Origin of the sequence: Mycolicibacterium canariasense, assembly GCF_002101555.1 — a bacterium.
In the GTDB taxonomy this organism is placed as follows: Bacteria; Actinomycetota; Actinomycetes; order Mycobacteriales; family Mycobacteriaceae; genus Mycobacterium; species Mycobacterium canariasense.
Genome location: NZ_LQOL01000072.1, coordinates 1 through 19652, shown reverse-complemented (window position 1 = coordinate 19652; position 19652 = coordinate 1). Strand labels below are relative to the sequence as shown.

Sequence of the window (19652 nt, the reverse complement as noted above, 5' to 3'; positions counted from 1 at the left end):
CTACGCGGCGGCCGTCGTGGAGCGCCTCGGCACCGGGTTGTTAAATGGTGCGTCATGCGCGCCATACACATCCCCCGGTTGGACGGACCGTCGGCGGCGGAGGTCGTGGACATCCCCGAACCGGGCGCCGACGGGGTGGTCATCGAGGTGCACGCTGCCGGCGTCGCGTTTCCCGACGCCCTGCAGACCCGCGGCCTGTACCAGTACAAGGCGCCACTGCCGTACATCCCCGGTGCGGAGGTCGCCGGGGTGGTGCGCAGCGCACCGCGGGATGCGCCGGTGGCACCCGGGGACCGGGTCGCCGGGTTGACACTGCTGACCGGCGCGATGGCCGAGGTGGTGGCGCTGCCGCCGGAGCGGGTGTTCGCACTGCCCGACTCGGTGTCCTTCGAGGCGGGTGCCGGCGTGCTGTTCAACGACCTGACCGTGCACTTCGCGTTGCGCACCCGCGGCAGGCTGGCCGCCGGCGAGACGGTACTGGTGCACGGTGGCGCCGGCGGGATCGGCACCTCGACGCTACGGCTGGCCCCGGCGCTGGGCGCCGCCCGCGTGATCGCGGTGGTGAGCACCGAGGCCAAGGGTGAGATCGCCCGGGCGGCGGGTGCCACCGACGTGGTGCCGGCCGACGGGTTCAAGGACGCGGTGGCCGAGCTGACCGGCGGCTGCGGGGTGGACATCGTGTTGGACCCGGTCGGCGGGGACCGGTTCACCGATTCACTGCGTTCGCTGGCCCCGGGCGGGCGGCTGCTCGTGGTCGGCTTCACCGGCGGGGAGATCCCCACGGTGAAGGTGAATCGGTTACTGCTCAACAACGTCGACGCGATCGGCGTCGGCTGGGGCGCCTGGACGATGACCCACCCGGGATATCTGGCTCAGCAGTGGGCGGAGCTGGCCCCGCTGCTGGCCTCCGGCGCGGTGCCCGCGCCCGAGCCGGTGGTGTATCCGTTCGAGCGGGCCGGTGAGGCCATCGCCTCGATGGAAAACCGCAGCGCCACCGGCAAAGTCGTGTTGAAGGTACGTTAGCGCGGCACCGGCAGCAGCAGCCGCGACCCGGCACCGACCTCGTGGGTCGTGGGCACCATCCGCGTCGCGTTCCACATCGGCTCTCCGGTGCCGTGATTGCGGGCATAGCGCGGATGCGATCCGCCCGCGATCATCACCCGGATCCGGGATCCACGCGCGAACCGGTGCGCGATCGGGTCGAGATCCAACTGCAGCGCCGACGGCGCCCCGGCCGTCCGGCGCACGTAGCCGTCGCTGACGTTGCGAGAGCACCCGTCGGCGCCGACCTCGCTGATCCGCACCCACACGTCGGCGAATCCGGTGTCGGTGCGGTGCACAAGTTCGATCCGCGGCGTGCCGAGCACCTCCAGCGCGTCCGGCAGCGGCGCGGTGCTGAAGGTGACCACGTCGGCGCGCGCGGCCAAGGTGCCGTCGTCGCGATAGCCGCTGGGGGTGAACAGCAGCCGGCCACCGACGGTCGGGGTCGGATCGGCCGGATCGAACACGAACCGGGCCAGTACGCCGTCACCGTCCGGGCGCCGGTCCCCCAACGCGGCCCTGGGGCCCAGGTACAGCACGGAATCCTCGGTGGCGGGCGGCCATTCGGGCATGTCCCGCCACTCCGCGCTGCCGGTGACGTGGATCCGCGCCCCGGACCATCGGGCCCCGGCCAGCCATGCCAGCGACTCCCGGATGACGTCACCGCCGCCCTCGCCGTGGGTCCACGGGCCGACGATCAGCGCCGGCTCGGCGCCGCGGTCGACGAGGCGGCGGTACTGCTCCAGGGTCTGGGGCAGGAAGACGTCCTGCCAGCCGGTGACCAGCAGCACCGGCACGCCGACCCGCTGCAGCGCGCCGCCGAGCCGGCTGGGCTGCCAGTACGGGTGCGCCGTGTCGGGGGTGCGCAGCCACGATTCATGCCAGCCGGCCCGTCCTTTGAGGATGCGCCGGCCGGCGTCGCGCAGCGGAACGGTGCGCAGCGGGGTGCGCAACCGGCGCGACGTGGTGAGCGCCCGCGCCAGCGTGCGCAGCGTCCCGCCGTTCTCCTGGTGGGCCACCTGGTAGCTCCAGGTCAGAAAATCAGCGAGAGCGAACGAACCGGTGCTCCAACCCGATTCGGCGAAGTCATGCGGTGCCATGGCGATGATCGAGGTGGTCAGCTCCGGTGGCGGGTCGGACAGCAGCGCCCACTGGGTGAAGCCGAGGTAGGACGCCCCGGCGGTGGCGAACCGGCCGTCGAACCACGGTTGGGTGCGCATCCAGGCCACCGTGTCCGCGGCGTCGGCCGCCTCGCTCACTCCTGGCTCGAAGGTGCCGGTGGAGCCGAAAGTGCCTCGCACGCTTTGCAGGACGACCCGGTAGCCACGCTCGGCGTAGAGCCCGGCGATGACGGTCGCGGGCAGGTTCGCGCGGCCGTACGGGGTGCGCATGAGTACGGTGCCAAGGGGGTCCGACGGCGTGTACAGATCGGTGCGCAGCCGTTCGCCGTCACGGGTGACGACGTCGATATCGCGGCTGACGGTGTAGCGCGTCGTCGGCGGGCCCAGACCGGCCTTGGCGGCGGACACCCGCACCGCCAGTGCTGTGAGCGGACCGCGGTTGTGAGTACGTCTAACCATGATGACTCGACTGTAGCTACCGGTGCTCCAGATCGCGTTTGACCTGCAGCCGGCGCAGCTTGCCCGAGGACGTCCTGGGCAGGGTGCCGGGTTTGACGAAGATGACGTCGGCGGGCACCACCCCGCAACCCGAGGCCACATGCTGGATCAGTTGGGCCCGGGCCCCGGCCTCGTCGGGCCCGCGGAACTCGGCGGTGATCAGCAGGGCGGGTCGGATCGACCCCTCCCCGACGCCGACGGCCACCACCGCACCTTCCCGCACACCGGGGACCTGGGCGGCCAACTGCTCGACCTCGGTCGGGAAGATATTGCGCCCGGCGACGGTGATGATCTCCTTTGCCCGGCCGCAGACCACCAGCCCGCCGTCGGCGAGGAAGCCGAGATCACCGGTGCGGAACCAGGATCCGTCGGCCAGTGGATCATCGCCGAGGTAGCCCGTCATCATGGACGTGCCGCGGATGACGATCTCCCCCACGTCACCGTGCGCCCCCTCGACCGGGTCGATCCGCACCTCCATACCGGCGATCGGCGCCCCGAGCACAGCGTGCGTACCGGTGGCCGTCTGCACGGCCCGCAATCCCAGGCCGGGCTCCGGAACCGTGACGGCACAGTTGGATTCGGCCATCCCGTAGGACGGGGACAGCGCCCCGGTGGGGAACCCGAAGCGCGCCATCTCGGTGCCGAACCGCGCGGTGAGGGCGCAGTCGACGGGCTCGCCGCCGTTGAGCGCGAAACGCAGTGCGGACAGGTCGACATCGGCGACTCGGCGCGAGTACTTGCCGATCATGCCGTAGGCCATGTTGGGCGCTGCGGTGATGGTGGCCCGGCTCTCGGACAGCCAGTGCAGCCACCGGAACGGGGACGCCTGGAACGCCGACGTCGGCGCCTGCCACACGTCGGTGCCGGCGAGGGCGCCCGAGAGCAGGAAACTCAGGCCCATGTCGTGATACAACGGCAGCCAGGAGCAGCCGGTATCGCTGGTCTGGACGTCGATGCGGTCGTTGAGGCCGCACAGGTTGGCCAGCACGGCGGCGGGTGAGAGCGCGACGGTGCGCGGGGTTCCGGTGGACCCGGCGGTGCCTTGCAGCACGGCGACCGGCGCGGGCCCGTCGGGGAGCGCAAAGGTGGCCGAACGCCGCGGGTGGGCAACGCCGGTGAGATCGACCGCCTCCGGCGACTCCGCGGCCAGGCGCTGCAGGTAGCTGCCCTGGCTGAGCACCCGCTCGACGGCGATCCCGCCGAAGCGGGACAGCGTGATCCGCGCCCAGTCCGCCGGGTCCGCACCGCGGATCGGTCCGGGCAGGATCGCGACCGCCGCACCGGCGAGTTGGGCGCCGATGATCGCCGCGACGAACTCCGCGGTCGGCTCACCCACCAATCCCAGGGATTCGACTCCGGAGTCGGACGCCCATGCGGCCACGTTCTCGGCGCGGGCGTAGATCTCCGGCCACGGGTGCCGGACCCAGACGTCGTCCTCGAGCAGCACCAGGTGATTCGTGCTGCCCGACAACCGGTCACGCAGCGCGGCGGCCAGCAAACTCACCATGTGCATGCGATTCTGGCAATGGTGACGAGCCCGCCGAACATCATGGGTGGAAACTACAGCAAAGGAACGCCGCGTGGGCGCGCACCTTGACGACCGCGTCAATCGTGGTGTGCCCGCGGCACTGCCCGTGCGAGGACAGCAGCCCGGACCGGCCGCGATCCTCCGGGAAGAACACCTCGCGGGCCAGCTGACGGCGCCAACTCCTGCTGGGCTACTTCGGCGACACCGAAGTCGTGCCCAAACAACGGGGACAGGGCGTCCTGATGCGCGCCCGATGTCATCCGGCCCGGTTCAGTCCGTGGTCTCGGCGGCGACGCGTTCTTGTTGCAGGCGGTCCTTGCTTCGCAGCAGGCGCAGCAGCGTCACCAATCCCAGTCCCCCGATCATGTTGCCGACCACGGTGTAACCGAACCAGGTGAGCCAGTCAAGGTAGCCGAATGGCGCGTGGCCGGTGAACATCGCCCCGAAGATCAACAGTGAGTCCAGGATCGAGTGGAACATCTGCAGTCCGGCAAGCAGGAAGGCACCGGCGACGGCTGCGGCGATCTTGCCGATCACCGCGTCGGTGCCGTGCTGCATTCGGGTCATCAGCGTGATCGCCATGCCGCCCAGGACGGCCAGCGTCACCGTGTGCACGGACATGGGCGCGGTGGCGTAATGCGTGGCCGCCTCGATGGTCGTGTCGTGCAGCTTCGGGAAGGCGATGATGATCAACCACATGATCAGCCAGCCGCCGGCCAGATTGGCGACCAAGGTGCCGCCCCACAGCTTGCACAGTTGGGCGAAGCTGGCCCGTTTGGCGGCAACGGTGGTCACCGGAATCAGGAAACCCTCGGTGAACAGCTCGCTGCGGCCCAACAACAGCGCCAGGAAGCCGATCGAGAACGCCAGCCCGGCCAGCAGTGAATTGTCCGTGGCGTCCAGCACCGACAAGTAGGCCAGCACGCCCATCGCCACTTCGGTGCCGCCGAAGAAACCGGTGACCAGTACTTCCCGCCAGGTACGGTGCAGCCGTTGGGTGCCTTCGCTGACCATCCTGCTGAAGGCGTACTCCAGCTCGTCTTCTATCGGACTGTCGGACGCGCCCAGGCGACGTCGGTCGGTGTCGCTCATCGAACCTTCCACCGGGCACGTGCGGCGATCGACGTGGCCGTCCAGCCAGGAGTGCCCGGTCGCGCCGGGTTCAAACGCAAACCCGGCGCGGCTCGGGTCACACCAGCTGGTCGCGGAAGGCCCTGGCGGCCAGCATCAACTCCTCGACGCGCTTCTGGTCAGCCCGGTTCTCGAAGACGCCGTCCTGCTTGAAATACGTTCCCACCACGGCACCGTCGGCGATGTCGAGCTGTGTGGCCACATTCTCGGCCCGCACCCCGGTGTTGACGAACACCGGCACGGTGCCGGCCGCCGACTTCACCACGCGCAGTGCCTCGGTGTCGGTCGGCGCGCCGGCGGTGGCACCGGAGACGCAGATGGCGTCGGGCAGCGTGGCGAACACGGTGGTGCGGGTGATCGACGCGAGATCCCGTGCGGCAAGGTAGGTGGCCGACTCCGGCACGATGTTGAACAGCAGCTTCACCGCCGACCCGCCGACCCGGGTGCGGTGCCGGGCCACCTCGCCGATGTTGGTGTCCCACAACCCGAAATCACTGGCATACACGCCGGTGAAGATCTCCCTGACGAATTTCGCGCCGGTGGCCACGGCCAGGTCGATGGAGGCGCGGCCGTCCCACAGCACGTTGACGCCGTAGGGCACGAACAGGTCCGGCAGCAGCTCGCCGATGATGCGGGCCATGGTGATCGCGGTGATCGGCTCGGTCTTGGTCAGGTAGGGCAGGCTGAACTCGTTGCTGATCATCACGCCGTCCACGCCGCCGGACTGCAGGGCGTCCAGTTCGGCCCGGGCCCGGTCGACGACGGCGGCGATACCGCCCGCGGTGTCGTAACCGGGATCGCCGGGCAGTGCGCTGAGGTGGAGCATGGCGATGACGGGCTTCCGAACTCCGAAAACGTCGTCGAGCCAGGTGGTGGTCACTGAAGTGCCTTTCTTTCTGCGTTGAATGCGAAGTCTTTTCCAGGACAGGTCAGTCCATGTAGGCGCCGCCGTTGACGGCCAGCGCCTCACCGGTGACGAAGCGCGCGTCGTCGGACAGCAGGAAGGCCACCACGCGGGCGACATCGTCGGGCTGCTCGAGACGGCCCAACGGCGTGTCCTGGATCATCATGGCGCGCACGCCCTCGGGTGTGCTGCCGCGCAACTGCGCCTCCCACTCGAGTTCTCTTGTCTGCATGGGTGTTTCGACGTATCCGGGGCACACGCAGTTGACGGTGATGCCGTGCTCACCGAGCTCGTACGCCATGGCCTGGGTGAGACCGACGACACCGAACTTGGACGCCACGTAGTCCGACAGGTAGGGCACGCGGCCCTGCTTGCCCGCCATCGACGCGGTGTTGACGATGCTGCCCGCGGTCCCGCTGCGCACCATGGCCCTGGCCGCGGCCTGCCCGCATACGAACACGCCCTTGAGGTTGACGTCCATGGTCTGGTCGTAATGGGCCACCGGGGCGTCGAGGAACTTGTGCATGAACGAGATCCCGGCATTGCTCACCCACGCGTCCAGGCCGAGCCGGTCGGCGATGCCGTAGGCCACGGTGGCGGCGTCCTCGGGCGCGCTGACGTTGAGGACCGCCGATTCGTGCCCGGCATCCTGGTTGGGCAGCCCGGCGGCGACCTCGCGAGCGGCATCACCGTTGATATCGGTGACGACGACGCGCCAGTCCCGGGCGGCGAGGGTGGTGGCGATGGCCCGGCCGATGCCCGATCCGGCGCCGGTCACCACGACTGTCTTGGTCATAACTGTGCTTGTTCCTCTTCCTTTTTCACCGAGCTGCGCCAGTGAGGCGCAGATGGGTTCGTGCGTCGAATGCGTGTGCGCCACCGGGACGGATCGACAACGCCACCGCGGCGCCCTCGGTGATACCGGTGAGCCGGGACGTGTCGACCACGCTGGTCAGCTCGGTACCGCGGGCCGAGAGGGTGACGATGGCGCGGGGCCCCAGCAGTTCGATCAGGGTGACCGTCGCAACGGCCTCGGGCGCGGCGGTGGGCACCAGATCGTCGGGCCGCACCCCGAGGGTGATCGGTCCGTGCGCGGTGATCCCGTCGACGTCGAGGGTCAATCCGTTGGTCAGGGTGAAGGTGCGCCCCGTCAGTTCGCCGTCGAGCAGGTTCATCTTGGGGCTGCCGACGAACGACGCCACGAAGGTGTCGGCGGGGGTGTTGTACACCTCGAGCGGGGCGCCCTGCTGCGCGATGCGGCCGTCCCGCAGCACCACCATGCGGTCGGACAGCGTCATCGCCTCCTCCTGGTCGTGCGTGACGTACACCGAGGTGATGCCGAGCCTGCGCTGGATCTGCAGTAATTCGGTGCGGGTTTCGACGCGCAGCTTGGCGTCCAGGTTGGACAGCGGCTCGTCGAACAGGAACACCGACGGCTGCCGGATGATGGCCCGGCCGATGGCCACCCGCTGTTGCTGGCCGCCGCTGAGGTCTTTGGGCTTGCGGCCCAACAGCTTTTCCAGCCCGAGTGATGCGGCCACCTCGTCGGCGCGGCGCAGCGCCTCGGCCCGCGGTGTCTTGGAGGCCCGCAGCGGGAAGGCGATGTTCTCCCGCACGGTCAGGTGCGGGTAGAGCGCGTAGTTCTGGAACACCATGGCCACGTCCCGGTCCCGGGGCTGCAGCTGCGTGACGTCCCGATCACCGATGGTGATGGTCCCCGAGGTGACGGATTCCAGACCGGCGAGCATGCGCAGGGAGGTGGACTTGCCGCACCCGGACGGGCCGACCAGCACGGTGAAAGAGCCGTCGGGCAGTTCGAGATTCAGGTCCTCGACGATGGTGGTGGATCCGTAGGATTTGTTGACTCCGGAGAATCGGACTGTAGCCATGACGCTGTGCTCACCAATCTTTAGAACTTGACCGCGCCGCCGCTGATGCCCTGCACGAGCCGGCGCTGGATGAAGAAGCTGGCAACGACGACGGGTACCACCGCGATGAGGATCGCCGCGCTCATCGAGCCGATCTGCACCCCGCGGAAGGTGTTGAATCCGGCGATGGCCACCGGCAGGATGGCGGCCTTGCCCGGCGCCAGGATGAGGCCGTAGAACAGGTCGTTCCACGACAGGGTGAAACCGAAGATGGCGGCCGCGCCGATGCCGGGATACACCTGGGGCAGCACCACCATCCGGAACGCCTGGAAACGGGTGAATCCGTCAACCTGGGCCTGCTCCTCCAGTGAGCGCGGCACCGCTTCGAAGAAGCCGATCAAGAACCAGGTGACAACGGGCAGAACGAAACTCAGGTGCGCGAAGATGACCGGTACTACGGTGTCGTTGAGGCGCAACGCATACGCCATGGTGAGGAACGGGAACACCAGAACCGCGGGCGGCAGCACCTGGGCGGCCAGCATGCCGAACCGGGTGGCGGTGCCGCCGGCGCGGAACCGGGCGATGGCGTAGGCGCCCATGCTGCCGACCACCACGCTGGTGCCGACGGTGACGAGGGCGACCAGGGCGCTGCGGCCGGCGGCGCCGAGGATGTCCGAGGACAGCACGGTGCGCCAACTGTCCAGCACCGGGGTGAAGCTCAGCAGGAACGGATCATTGAGCTGCTGCGGTGTTTTCACGCTCGCCAGCGCGATCCACAGCACCGGGAACAGCACCGTGATGGCGGCCGCCCACAGCAAGGCCACTCGGCAGATGGTCAGCGCGAGAGAGTTCTTCATGACTGTCCCGCCTGTTGCGTTCGCGCCTTCTCCATCCGGCGGAAGGCGATCACGATGACCGTCAGCACCAGTACCAGCACCACGAACGCCATCGACGACGCCGAGCCGAGCCGGAAGAACTGGATGCCGGTCTGGTAGATGAAGTACTGCAGCGTCTCGGTTTCGGTGCCCGGTCCCCCGCGCGTGGTGGCGAAGACGTACTCGAACACCTTCATGGCGTCCAGTGACCGCAGCATGATGGCCACCACCAGAACCGGGGCCAGCAGCGGCAGCGTCACCCGCCGCAGCACATACCAGCCGCCGGCGCCGTCCACCCGAGCCGCCTCCAGTGGTTGGCGCGGAATGGATTCCAGCCCGGCCAGCAGGAGCAGCACCATGAACGGCGTCCACTGCCAGACGTCGATGAACGCCATGGTGAACAGGGCGCGGCCGGGACCGAAGAAGTCGTAGTCGATGCCGATGCCGCGCAGCAGATGCGGGATGGCGCCGAGTTGATCGTTGAGCAGGAAGCGGAAGATCAGGCCGACCGCGATGGGGGTGATGAACATCGGTGCGAGCAGCATGGAGCGGGTGAGATCGCGTGCCCAGCGCTGCTTTTGCAGGGCAAGGGCGATGGCCAGCCCGATGGTCAGTTCCAGCCCGACGGCAACCAGCACGTACAGCGCGGTGGTGCCGAAGGCGTGCCAGAACCCGGCGTCACCGAACGTGGCCACGTAGTTGTCGGCGGCCACCAGTTTCGGCGTCCCGTGATCGGTGAGCTTGTAATCGGTGACGCTCAGGTAGAAGGCGTAAGCCAAAGGGAAACCGACCACCCCGACGAAAAGGGCAATCAGGGGGGCGACCATGCCGTGCTTGAACGCCATCATGGTCATCGCTCCTTTCGCGGGGTGGTCGGTTTCGGGGAGGGCAGCTGCGAGGGGTCAGCTAGCCCTGGATCTTCTCGACGGCGGCTTGCGCGGCGGCCAGCGCATCGTCGACGCTCTTGGTGCCGGCCACGGCCTCGTTGAGCTCGGTGCCGACCGCCTGGATCATCTCCTCGCCGCTCGGACCCTGGCTCAGCGGAGCGGAATCGGCCAGCAGCTTCTCCACCGTCTGGTAATAGTCCGCGCCGAACTTGCCGTTCAGGACTGCCGGGTCCTTGAGTGTGCTCTGCCGGATTGCGGCGCCGCCCTTCTCGGTGCGGGCGATATCGTGTGGCTTGGCGGTGATCCAGGAGGCGAACGCCCAGGCGGCGTCCGAAGCGCCCGAGTTGGCCGGGATGGCCCAGCTCCACGATCCCAGCACCTGCTTGCCGCCCGGGATGGTGGCCAGCTTGAACTTGCCCGCAGACGGACCGGAACCCGGCTCGTTGACGGCAGGCAGCTGCCAGTTGTAGTTGATCATCGACGCGGACTGCCCGGCGGCCAGTGAGCGCTGGGCCTCGTCCATGCTCCAGTTCAGGCTGTTCGGCGGGGCGGCGTTCTTGTAGGTGTCGATGTACGCCTCCAGCGCGCGCTTGGCTTCCGGCGTGTTCAGGGTGGGCTTGCCGTCAGGGCCGTAGATGGAGCCGCCCGCGGCGAACAACCAGTTGCCCCACTCCTCGAAGATCTTGTACCCGCGCTGCGGCTGCATCGCGATCCCGGCGCGGTCACCGGACTTGAGCGCCTTCGACGTGCTCACCAGCTGGTCCAGCGTGGTCGGCACCGTCTGCTTGGCCTGCGCCAAATCGTCGGTGTTGTAGAGGTATCCGAGCGCGTAGTTGTAGAACGGCACCGCGTAGCGGACGCCGTCGACGGTGGTGACGTCGGTGAGCGGCTTGAAGAAGTCGGCCGCGTCGTAGTCAGGGGTGCTGTCGATACGGGCGTCCAGTGGCTGCAGGAACTTCGCCTTGGCGAAGTCCACCATCCACGGGTTGTCCACCACGATCAGGTCATAGTTGGGGGTGCTGGATTGGAAGGAGGACACCAGCTTGTCGCGCATCTGATCATAGGTCAGCTGCTCGATGTCGACCTTGATGTCCGGGTAGTCCTTGTTGAAGTCGGCCACCATCGATTTCACGATGTCGCTGTCCGGGACGTTCTCCATCAGGATGCGTACGGTGCCCGAGGTGTTCTTGGGGATCTCGCCCGTGCCGGTGGCCTGGGTCTGCTCGGGGCCGCCGCTGCCGGCACAGGCGCTCAGCAGCAGTGCGACCACGGACACCAGGGCGGCGACGGCGGCCAGAACGAACGGCCGCCTCCGCCCTGGTGTCGGGGTGGTGGTGATTTTCATTGCGGCACGGTTCCTTTCGTGATCATCGGGAGGTTCGGGCCAATCGGTGCGATATCGGTGCCATCGCGGCGCCGAGTTCGCGCCAGGTCGCGTAAGCGGTGTCGTACGCCGCCGCACGAGCCGGATCGGGTACGTACGGCGGGTCCAAGGTGATGAACCGGGCGGCGTCAGACCAATCGTCCAGTGCCCCGATTCCGATGGCCGCGATCACCGCCGCGCCCAGCGAAGCCCCCGGATGCCCGCGCACCGGCAGCATCTCCAGGCCCAGCACATCGGCGTGAATCTGCTTCCACAGGGTGGATTTCGAGCCGCCGTTGGTGATCATCACTCGGCTCAGCGGGATCCCGATATCGGTGAAGACGTCGACGTGGTGGCGGAAGCCGAAGGCGATCGCCTCGAGCACCGACCGGTACATGTCGGCCCTGGTGTGTCCCAGGTGCAGGCCGGCGAACGTGCCGCGCAGATCCGGGTCGTGCAGCGGGCTCTTCTCGCCGAGGAAATAGGGCAGGCACAGAATTTCGGCCGGTGCCCGCCGCGCCGCCTCGTCGTCGAGCGTGGTGAGTTCGGCACCGCCGACCAGCGCCTGGAACCAGCGGATCAGGCTACCGCTGGTGGCCATGCATCCGTTGGGCAGCCAATGTCCTGGCACCGGGTGCGCGTCCAAATACAGGCGTTCGTCGACCACCTGGCTGTCGCTGGCGACCAGGATGTCGCCGGCGCCACCGAGTTTCACCAACGCGTCGCCGGGCCGGTTGACGCCGGCAGCGTACGCCGAGAGCACGTGATCGGCGCCGCCGACGATCAAGGGCGTGCCCGCCCGTAACCCGGTGCGTTCGGCGGCCTGCGGGCTGACTTCGCCGACGCGGGTACCGGGGCGGTGCACGGGCGCGAGGGTGCCCGGATCGAGACCGGCGGCCGACAGCACGGCGCCGGCGACCGGTCCGTCGATGGTGAACAGCCCCGACTCCAGCGCCCAGTTCTGCTCGACGTGACAGGGCGCCCCGAGGACGGTGAGGACCCAGTCATAGGACCCGACCCAGTGCGCGGTGCGGGCGTACACGTCGGGTTCGTGCTCGCGCAGCCACATCGTGGTCGGGGCCACCGACTGTTGGGTGAGCGCCGATCCGGTGAGGGTGACCAGGTCCACCCCGGACAGCTCCGTCGCCAGCGCGGCCACCTGGCGGTGTGCCCTGGCGTCGTTCTGGAGGATGGCTCGCCGCAACGGTTTTCCGGCCCGATCCACCGGGACGACGGCGGGCACCATGCCCGATGTCGCGACCGCCCCGACGGCATCGGCAGGAATCTCGGCGGATGCCAGGACTTCGCGGATGGACTCGACGACGTTGCGGTGCCACTGCGCGGTGTCGGCCTCGGCGATGCCCGGCCCGGTGGAATGCAAGGCCGTTTCCCGGGAGGCGGTGGCGACGATGCCCTGGTCGGTGTGCAGCAGCACCGTCTTGGTGCCGGTGGTGCCGATGTCGACGCCGATGGTGTAGTCGCTCATGCCGCACCGCCGGCCACGCAGATGACCTCTACGCCCGCTCCCCTGGCCGCGACCAGGGCGGGATGGTCGGGCTCACCGTCGGTGACGATGACGCCGATATCGGCCAGTGCGGCGATGCTGACGAAGGTGACCCGGCCCAGCTTGCTCTTGTCGGCGGCGACGATGACCCGGTCCACGCGGCGGCTGGCCGAGCGCTTCACCCGGCTCTCGCCGTGGTGGTAGTCCGAGATTCCGCGGTCGACGTCGATGCCGGCGACGCCCATGACGAAGGTGTCGCAGTTGTAGTTGGCCAGCGTGTCCTCGGCGGTGGGCCCGACCAGACTCAGCTCGCCGGGGCGCACTTCGCCGCCGGTCAGCACCACGGTGGTGTCGGGCTCGTCGACGAGTTCCAGGGCCACCAGGATGCTCGGCGTGACGATCGTCAGGCCGAGCCGGCGGCCACGCAGGGACCGGGCCACCGCCAGCGCGGTGCTGCCGGAGTCCAGGATCAGCGTCTCGCCGTGGCTCACCAGATCGGCGACGGCGTCGGCGATATGCCGCTTCTCCTCGGCCGCGTCGGCCACCCGCGTCGCGAACGACGGCTCGGCGTCCTTGCCTTTGACGGCGATCGCGCCGCCCACCACCCGGCGCAGCACGCCGAGCGCCTCCAGGGCCTCCACGTCGCGCCGGATGGTCATCTCGGACACGTCGAACTCGGCCGCGAGTTCGGCGTAACCGACCTCGAAATCGCTTCTGAGTCGCTGCTCGATGCGATCGCGGCGGGTTTTCGCGTCCACCGTCACCTCTCACACCGATGTGTAAAATTCACATTAACAGTGACCTTGACTGGCCAATCTGCAGCCGCTTCTTTCATTGCGTGTGAATCTATGACACCGCTTGTGACTTGTCCACACATCCGTGAGATTTTTTCTCACACGGCCGATACCGCTACCGGCCGCCGAATCGCCGATGTCCGACGTCGAGAGATGACCGAAGTGGAAGCCGCACATCATGGCCGACAACGCAACCCTGGTCATCCCGTACCTATGCCCCGGGCGCCGAAGCGCCGCACCGGGTGCACACGTCGTGACCGGGCCGGGGCAGATCGTCACCGCGCTGATCGTCGACGACCAAGAGCTGGTGCGGTCCGGTCTGACCCTGATCCTGCGGGAGAAACACGGCGTCCGCGTGGTGGGCGAATGTTCCGACGCGGACGAGGGGTGCCGTCGACAAACTGCACCCCGACGTGGTGGTGATGGACCTGCGGATGAAGAGAGTGGACGGTATCGAGGCGACCCGGCGGTGACCGCCCGCGTGCTGGACACCTATCGCAGTTGAGGCGCACCGACCACCGACGGTTCGGCGCTGAACGAACTCACTCCACGCGAACGCGATGTGCTGATCCTGATTACCAAGGGGAGGACAAACACGGAGATGGCCGGCGAGCTGTTCATCTCCGAGTTGACCGTCAAGACCCATGTCGGGCGCATCTTCACCAAACTCGCCCTACGCGACCGAGCCTCGGCCATCGTCTTTGCCTGCGAGCAGCGGATCGTCACGCCCGGGTGGTTCCCGCTACTTGCAGAGCTCCTCGACCGCGGCGTTCTGGGCGTCGGCGTCCTTGAGCCGGGCATCCTGACCGGGGTCGCTCTTGGGCACCTGCGCCATGGCGGCCGCGCCGATGTCCATCAGCGTGTTACCGAACTTACGGGCCGCGTCGGCGATCTCCGGCGGCGCGGCGGGCTCGATCCGGGCCAGCAGATACTGGCCGCCGCCGTAGAGCGCCAACCGGGCGTTGGCCGCCACCGCCAGTGCGCCCGACACGTCCTGGTCACCGCCAGGTGCCTGCAGTGCGCTGCTGTTGGCCACGCCGGCCCGGACGAGTTCGAACGCGGCGCACAGTTTGGTCTTGGCGTCGCTCTTCTCGGTATCGGAGAAGGTCGGCGACGCGGCCTCGGTGGGAGCCGGGGCGTCGCCCTGTATGGGATTGCGCCACATCCACGCGGAGGCGCCGAGCGTGGCGATTGCCACGAGCATCGCGATCGTGGCCAACACCCCGGGGCCGAAATTCGAACCGGACTTGGCCTCCTCGGCTTCCGGCGCGGCATCCTCGGATACGTTCTCGCCGTCGGGCTCGTTCTCATCGGACACGTGAGCCAGGGTAACAATCGGTGCTGCCGGGGCCGGGTGGTCAGCCCGGCCATCACGCGGCGCGACGCACCAGTCGGCGTGCGTGCCTGACACGAACAACCGCGGTGCGCTTGACGCACAGCGCCAGCGCCCGGGCCAGGAGCGCCGGTTCCCGCGCACGCCGCGGCGGGTCGATGAGGTTGGCGGCCCGCAGAAACCGCTCAGTGAGGACAATGTCATGGCGGGCCGCCCGGAAAGCCTGCCCGGTGAGCCACCCGACCACGCGCCGGGACACCGAACCGACTTCCCGCGCCGAGCTCTCACGCATCTGGTTCACCGCCCAGATCGGTCCGATGGTGGCGGCGGCGGCGCCGAAGAAGCGGGGCGCCAACTGCGTACCGCCCTGGCTCAGGCAGTCCCGCAACAGCAGCGCCTGGATAGCCGTCAGCGTCATGCCCTGTCCCCAGATGGGGTTGAGCGCACAGAGCGCGTCTCCCATGACGAGGAGCCCCTCCGGGAAGGTGTCCAGCTTGTCGTAGCGCCGCCACGTCCCACCGGCGTGCCGGAACACCGCAATCTCGCCCCGCGGCTCGGCCGTACGCAGCGCCGCCGCGACCGACGGTGTCAGCAGCGGTGCGGCCAGAGCCCGCAGCTGGGCCAGGTCGGTGGGAGGGTCGAGGGGGCCGTCGGCCCGGGTGACGGTCAGCATCCAGGTGCCGTTCTCGTACGCCACCAGACCGCCCGCGGCCGTTTCCGCGCGGACCAGCACCAGCCGCTCGGTGATCGCGTCGGCCGGCATGCCGATCAATTGGCTGAAGTAGGTCGCATCTGAGGCCGACCGGTGCTGAACCGGACGCGGATATCCCAACCCGTCCAGAAAGGCCGGCGTGCGGGTCGCACGTCCCATCGCGTCCACCACCAGATCTGCTTCAAGCAAAGTCCGGGCGCCGCTGCCCCGGTTCGCCACCGCAACCCCGACGACACGACCTCTGTTCGCGACGATCGGCTCGATCACGTCATGGCCGTCCAAGAACCGCACATTGCTCAGTGCGCGTACCCGGCGGCGAAGGTGGAACTCGATGAGCGGTCGGCTGGCCAGATACTGCACCAAGGCTGCGGGCTCGGCGAACTTCGCCCTACGGTTGAACCCGTAGGAGCCAAATCTGAAGTCCACCCGCGACAGGTCTCCTTCGTCGAGGACGTGCGCCCCGGCTTCGGAAAGCCCGGCCAGCAGCCCCGGGAACAATTCCTCCAATGCGGCCGAGCCGCGGCTGAGCAGACTGTGCAGATGCCGCCCCTGCGGGATACCCCTGCGCTGAGCTGGTTGTTCGCCCAGACGATCACGTTCGACGAGCGTCACACTCCGATAGAACTCGGACAGCACCCGTGCCGCGAGAAGTCCGGCCGGACCCGCTCCCATGACCACGGCATGTTCCCTCACCTGATCCATCCGGCTCACCACTATTTCGATCGGACAGTGCCTCCTCGGACAGTACCGCAAGAATAAGGAAAGTAAGATTTTACTAAGCAAACTCTAAGAGTTCTTTCCCCACGGGGCGGGTTGACCTGCGGATAGTCGAGGCGACGACAAGAGCGCCCGCGGGCAGCGATACACGGATGTATCGACAGAAAATTGTCCAGAATGTAAATATCGCGCCTGCCCGCCGAACGGCGGACAGTGCACCAAAATTTGCCAATATGCAAGGTACTGAATCGTTCCATATCCGTTCAGCCCCACACCATCCCGGCCGGGCAATGAAATCGGTTGTACACCTTGCTATTACGGCAATTCTCCGAGCAAGCGCGCACCTCGCCGGCATCGCTTCGGCGTGTCGCCCCTTCGCTTGCCATAACCCGGCTTATGGGTCACATCTCACGAATTGGTGCGCTAGTTAGACCATTTGCTGTAAGTCCTTACTCGGGAGTAGCAATTCCCAGGTCAAAGCCGATTTTCACAAATTTTGCTGATTTGCTGACAAGCCCGTAAGTTTTGCAGCAGTCTTCAGCCAGGTGCTCGAACCACTCAGAGTCAGAACGGGGGTCACCGCGATGAATCATGCCCGCAGACCGATCCGGCGCATCGCCGTAAGATCCACGATTGCGGTGGTTGCGATATCGCTATTCGCAGCAACGACAAGCCAATACCTGTTGCCCACCATGCGTCACGCCTCGTATGAGGTGATCAACACCGCGACCATCGAAGAGTCCCCGACCACGATCGGTGTCGCGGAGTCCAACCTCTACAGCATGAGCAACGCCGACGTGGACAAGGCGCTGGACAAGATGCTGTCCCTCGGGGTCACCAACGTCCGCATCGGCGTCTTCTGGCGCACCGTCCAGCCGCTCAACTCCACCAGCTATGACTGGGCCAAGACCGATTACATCGTCAAGGCCGCCGCCGATCGCGGGATGGGAATCCTCGGTGTGCTGAACCAGACGCCCGCTTGGGCCGGCAACATCGCCAACGGACACCCCGATCCCGACGCGTACGCCAAATTCGCCGCCACCGTCGCGCAGCGCTACGCGGGCAAGATCTCCGCGTACGAAATCTGGAACGAGCCCAACGCCATCTTCGAATGGAACCCCGTCGACGCCGCTTCCTATACGGAGATGCTGAAGAAGGCCTATACCGCGATCAAAGCGGTGGCCACGACGACCAATCAGGACATCAAGGTCATCGGTGGTGTCGTCGGCGCCGGCCTGACTATCGGCAATCTGTCCCTGGACCCGGTCAGCTTCATCACGCAGATGTACGCCAACGGGGCCAAGGGTTACTTCGACGCCCTCTCGTTCCACCCGTACAACTACACGCTGCCATTCAGCCAGGGCCCGGCCAACACCTGGCCCGGCACCTCGGCACTGGCGCAGTTGCAGGCCATTCGCGCCCTGATGGACGTCAAGGGCGACTCCGATCTGAAGATCTGGATCAGCGAGTACGGCCAGCCGACGCTCACCGGCACCCCGGAGGACCAGGAGAAGCAGGTCAAGTATCTGGAGGACATGGTCCGGTCCTGGCAGAAGTTCCTCAACGGTGGCCCGATCTTCATCTACAACCTCAAGGACACCGGACCGCAGAACAGCACCACCAAGGAAGACCACCTTGGGCTGTTCGACTACAACTGGAATCCCAAGGCAGCCGCCGACGCGATCCGGCAACTGATCCTGGAGTTGACCGGGACCACACCCCCGACCAACCCGCCCGGGACACCGGCGACCGGTCTGGGTGGCTTGGTGCAGCAGCTTTTCACCGCCGTGGCCACCGTGGTGAGCAATATCGTCAACTTCGTCCCGATGGCGCTGTCGACAGTGGTGAACGTGGTCAAGAACCTGCTCGGTGGACTCTTCGGGGTCAAGACCACGTCGAGCGTTGCAAGCGCTAAAAAGGCGGCGGCCGCCACCGACGCCGTGACCACAGCGGTCGTCACAGCGGATTCGGTCACCGCCAAGGACACCACGGATTCCGACACCACATCCGAGACCGTCAAGCACAGCGAAACGGCCACGCAGACAAAGGCATCCGAGGTTCCGGATGCCCAAGACGAGGCGGCGACCACCGTCCCGACGGCCGAGGAGACGGCCGCCACCGAGGTCACCGCGACGGAACCGGTGGCCACCACCGAACCGGTTGCGACCACCGAACCGGTCGCCACCACCGAACCGACCGCCACCACCGAACCGACCGCCGATCCAACGCCGACCACTGCTTCGGATCCCGAGGTCGACACCACAACCGATCCGAAGGTCGACACGACAACCGATCCGAAGACGGATCCGAAGACCGACACCGCCTCCGACACCGCCTCCGACACCAAGTCCGACTCGGGCACGACACCGAAGCCGGATACCAAAGCGGATTCGAAGTCTGATGCGAAGGGCTCCGATGCCTCGACACCGAAAGCGGACAACTCCACCACCGGTGAAAAGGTCACCCGGCCCGGTGCGAAATTCGGAACCAGCCAGAGCGGTGTCAAGCCCGTGAAGCCCAAGGCGGGCGTCAAGAGCAAGCGCGACACCAAGCCGCACTCGCCCGAGACTGCGTCCGGCAGTCCGGCGACGGCATCGGATAGCCGGTCGAGCGCCGCTGCGAGTGCATCAACGGGCACCACCACATCGGAATAACCCAACCGGATGACGATTCGCCCCCGAATGCCACGGCATTCGGGGGCGAAAGTCTAGTGAGCGGCCTCGAAAGCCTCGAGGACCTCGGCCTTGATACGACCCCGATCGGAAACCTCGTACCCGTTCTTCCTTGCCCACTTACGAATGGCCGCGAGCTGTTCTTTTGACCCACTCGCGCTACCGCTACCGTTGGTAGAAATAGATTTCACCGCCCGCCGCGAACGCCCGCCGCGAACCTTTACCGCCGCATCGATATACGGCTTCAGTGCTTTGTCCAGCTTGGCGATGTTGCCGGCAGCCAGGTCGATCTGGTACTCGACGCCGCGCAGCGAGAACTCGATACGCTCCCCGCCGCCATTTGGAATCTCGGAACCATCCAAGTCGTCAATTAGTTGGCGGACGACACGTTCGGCCATTGGAATTACCCCATCTGTTGGATTGCCATTGCAGGCTACCAGCGGGTACACAGTGCTTCACATCGCAACTACCGCGCGGTTCACGATTCACGGCGAACACATAGAGTTTCCGACGACAGACATCATGCTGCTTGTCAAAAGTGACGTAAGCCGATATCTGAATCCGCTTCCGGCAGATATCGACAACCGGATAGGGCGGTCATATCGACTATCGCATCCGTAGTTTGTCGGCTCTTCACAGATGAGGGTGTAGAGGTGGTTGGCGCGTCGTTGCCGGGATAGAGGTCGAGGTCTCTCGAAAATGAG

16 protein-coding genes and 1 pseudogene are annotated in these 19652 nt (G+C 67.1%); 3 read left to right on the top strand and 14 right to left on the bottom strand.

The features are described 5' to 3' along the window. The first annotated feature begins 54 nt into the window (after positions 1-54). The gene (locus AWB94_RS24755; protein ID WP_062657316.1) at positions 55-1023 is read left to right on the top strand and encodes an NADPH:quinone oxidoreductase family protein; all 969 of its coding nucleotides are present in this window, start codon (positions 55-57) and stop codon (positions 1021-1023) included. Here the strand turns inward: AWB94_RS24755 and AWB94_RS24750 are convergent. The 11 genes from AWB94_RS24750 to AWB94_RS24700 all read right to left on the bottom strand — a co-directional run bounded on the left by AWB94_RS24750 (position 1020) and on the right by AWB94_RS24700 (position 13484). Then, positions 1020-2621, bottom strand: a complete 1602-nt coding sequence (locus tag AWB94_RS24750) for a CocE/NonD family hydrolase (protein WP_062657317.1) — start codon at positions 2619-2621, stop codon at positions 1020-1022. The two genes, AWB94_RS24755 and AWB94_RS24750, sit on opposite strands and share 4 nt — an antisense overlap. 16 nt (positions 2622-2637) lie before the next feature. Further along, positions 2638-4164, bottom strand: coding sequence for a long-chain-fatty acid--ACP ligase MbtM (gene mbtM, locus AWB94_RS24745; RefSeq protein ID WP_062657346.1), 1527 nt, complete (start codon positions 4162-4164; stop codon positions 2638-2640). A gap of 294 nt (positions 4165-4458) precedes the next feature. Beyond that, on the bottom strand, positions 4459-5280 hold the full coding sequence (locus tag AWB94_RS24740; protein ID WP_062657318.1) for a formate/nitrite transporter family protein: 822 nt from the start codon (positions 5278-5280) through the stop codon (positions 4459-4461). A gap of 97 nt (positions 5281-5377) precedes the next feature. Then, on the bottom strand, positions 5378-6199 hold the full coding sequence (locus AWB94_RS24735; RefSeq protein WP_084395200.1) for a BtpA/SgcQ family protein: 822 nt from the start codon (positions 6197-6199) through the stop codon (positions 5378-5380). Between the two features lie 49 nt (positions 6200-6248). After that, the gene (locus AWB94_RS24730) at positions 6249-7019 is read right to left on the bottom strand and encodes an SDR family NAD(P)-dependent oxidoreductase (RefSeq protein ID WP_062657319.1); all 771 of its coding nucleotides are present in this window, start codon (positions 7017-7019) and stop codon (positions 6249-6251) included. A gap of 25 nt (positions 7020-7044) precedes the next feature. After that, positions 7045-8112: an ABC transporter ATP-binding protein gene (locus AWB94_RS24725; protein WP_062657320.1), complete on the bottom strand. Its 1068-nt coding sequence runs from the start codon at positions 8110-8112 to the stop codon at positions 7045-7047. Between the two features lie 20 nt (positions 8113-8132). Further along, a complete protein-coding gene (locus tag AWB94_RS24720) occupies positions 8133-8948 on the bottom strand; it encodes a carbohydrate ABC transporter permease (RefSeq protein ID WP_062657321.1) in 816 nt (271 codons plus the stop codon). Then, complete coding sequence (locus AWB94_RS24715) at positions 8945-9811, bottom strand: carbohydrate ABC transporter permease (RefSeq protein WP_062657348.1); 867 nt, start codon at positions 9809-9811, stop codon at positions 8945-8947. The genes AWB94_RS24720 and AWB94_RS24715 overlap by 4 nt, the downstream gene beginning before the upstream one ends. Positions 9812-9872: 61 nt before the next feature. Further along, positions 9873-11198: an ABC transporter substrate-binding protein gene (locus AWB94_RS24710; RefSeq protein ID WP_062657322.1), complete on the bottom strand. Its 1326-nt coding sequence runs from the start codon at positions 11196-11198 to the stop codon at positions 9873-9875. Between the two features lie 22 nt (positions 11199-11220). Continuing rightward, positions 11221-12702: an FGGY-family carbohydrate kinase gene (locus tag AWB94_RS24705; protein WP_062657323.1), complete on the bottom strand. Its 1482-nt coding sequence runs from the start codon at positions 12700-12702 to the stop codon at positions 11221-11223. Further along, positions 12699-13484: a DeoR/GlpR family DNA-binding transcription regulator gene (locus AWB94_RS24700; RefSeq protein WP_062657324.1), complete on the bottom strand. Its 786-nt coding sequence runs from the start codon at positions 13482-13484 to the stop codon at positions 12699-12701. Before AWB94_RS24700 ends, AWB94_RS24705 begins: the two co-directional genes overlap by 4 nt. A gap of 283 nt (positions 13485-13767) precedes the next feature. On the opposite strand from AWB94_RS24700, the pseudogene AWB94_RS34735 reads away from it, so the two are divergent. Continuing rightward, positions 13768-14244 (top strand): annotated as a pseudogene (locus AWB94_RS34735) (response regulator transcription factor); the annotation flags it as partial. Between the two features lie 12 nt (positions 14245-14256). On the opposite strand, the gene AWB94_RS24685 reads toward AWB94_RS34735, so the two are convergent. Together AWB94_RS24685 and AWB94_RS24680 are read right to left on the bottom strand one after the other, a co-directional pair. After that, positions 14257-14832, bottom strand: coding sequence for a hypothetical protein (locus AWB94_RS24685; protein WP_062657326.1), 576 nt, complete (start codon positions 14830-14832; stop codon positions 14257-14259). A 52-nt stretch (positions 14833-14884) separates the two neighbouring features. Next, positions 14885-16261, bottom strand: coding sequence for an FAD-dependent oxidoreductase (locus AWB94_RS24680; protein ID WP_062657327.1), 1377 nt, complete (start codon positions 16259-16261; stop codon positions 14885-14887). A 698-nt stretch (positions 16262-16959) separates the two neighbouring features. Here AWB94_RS24680 and AWB94_RS24675 point away from each other — a divergent pair. Continuing rightward, positions 16960-18930 (top strand): glycoside hydrolase family 5 protein, encoded by a 1971-nt coding sequence (locus tag AWB94_RS24675; protein WP_165605338.1) that lies wholly within the window; start codon positions 16960-16962, stop codon positions 18928-18930. A 53-nt stretch (positions 18931-18983) separates the two neighbouring features. On the opposite strand, the gene AWB94_RS24670 is transcribed toward AWB94_RS24675, so the two are convergent. Beyond that, positions 18984-19346 carry a histone-like nucleoid-structuring protein Lsr2 gene (locus AWB94_RS24670; protein ID WP_062657329.1) on the bottom strand — a complete coding sequence of 121 codons (363 nt, stop codon included), beginning with the start codon at positions 19344-19346 and terminating at the stop codon, positions 18984-18986. Positions 19347-19652 lie beyond the last annotated feature (306 nt).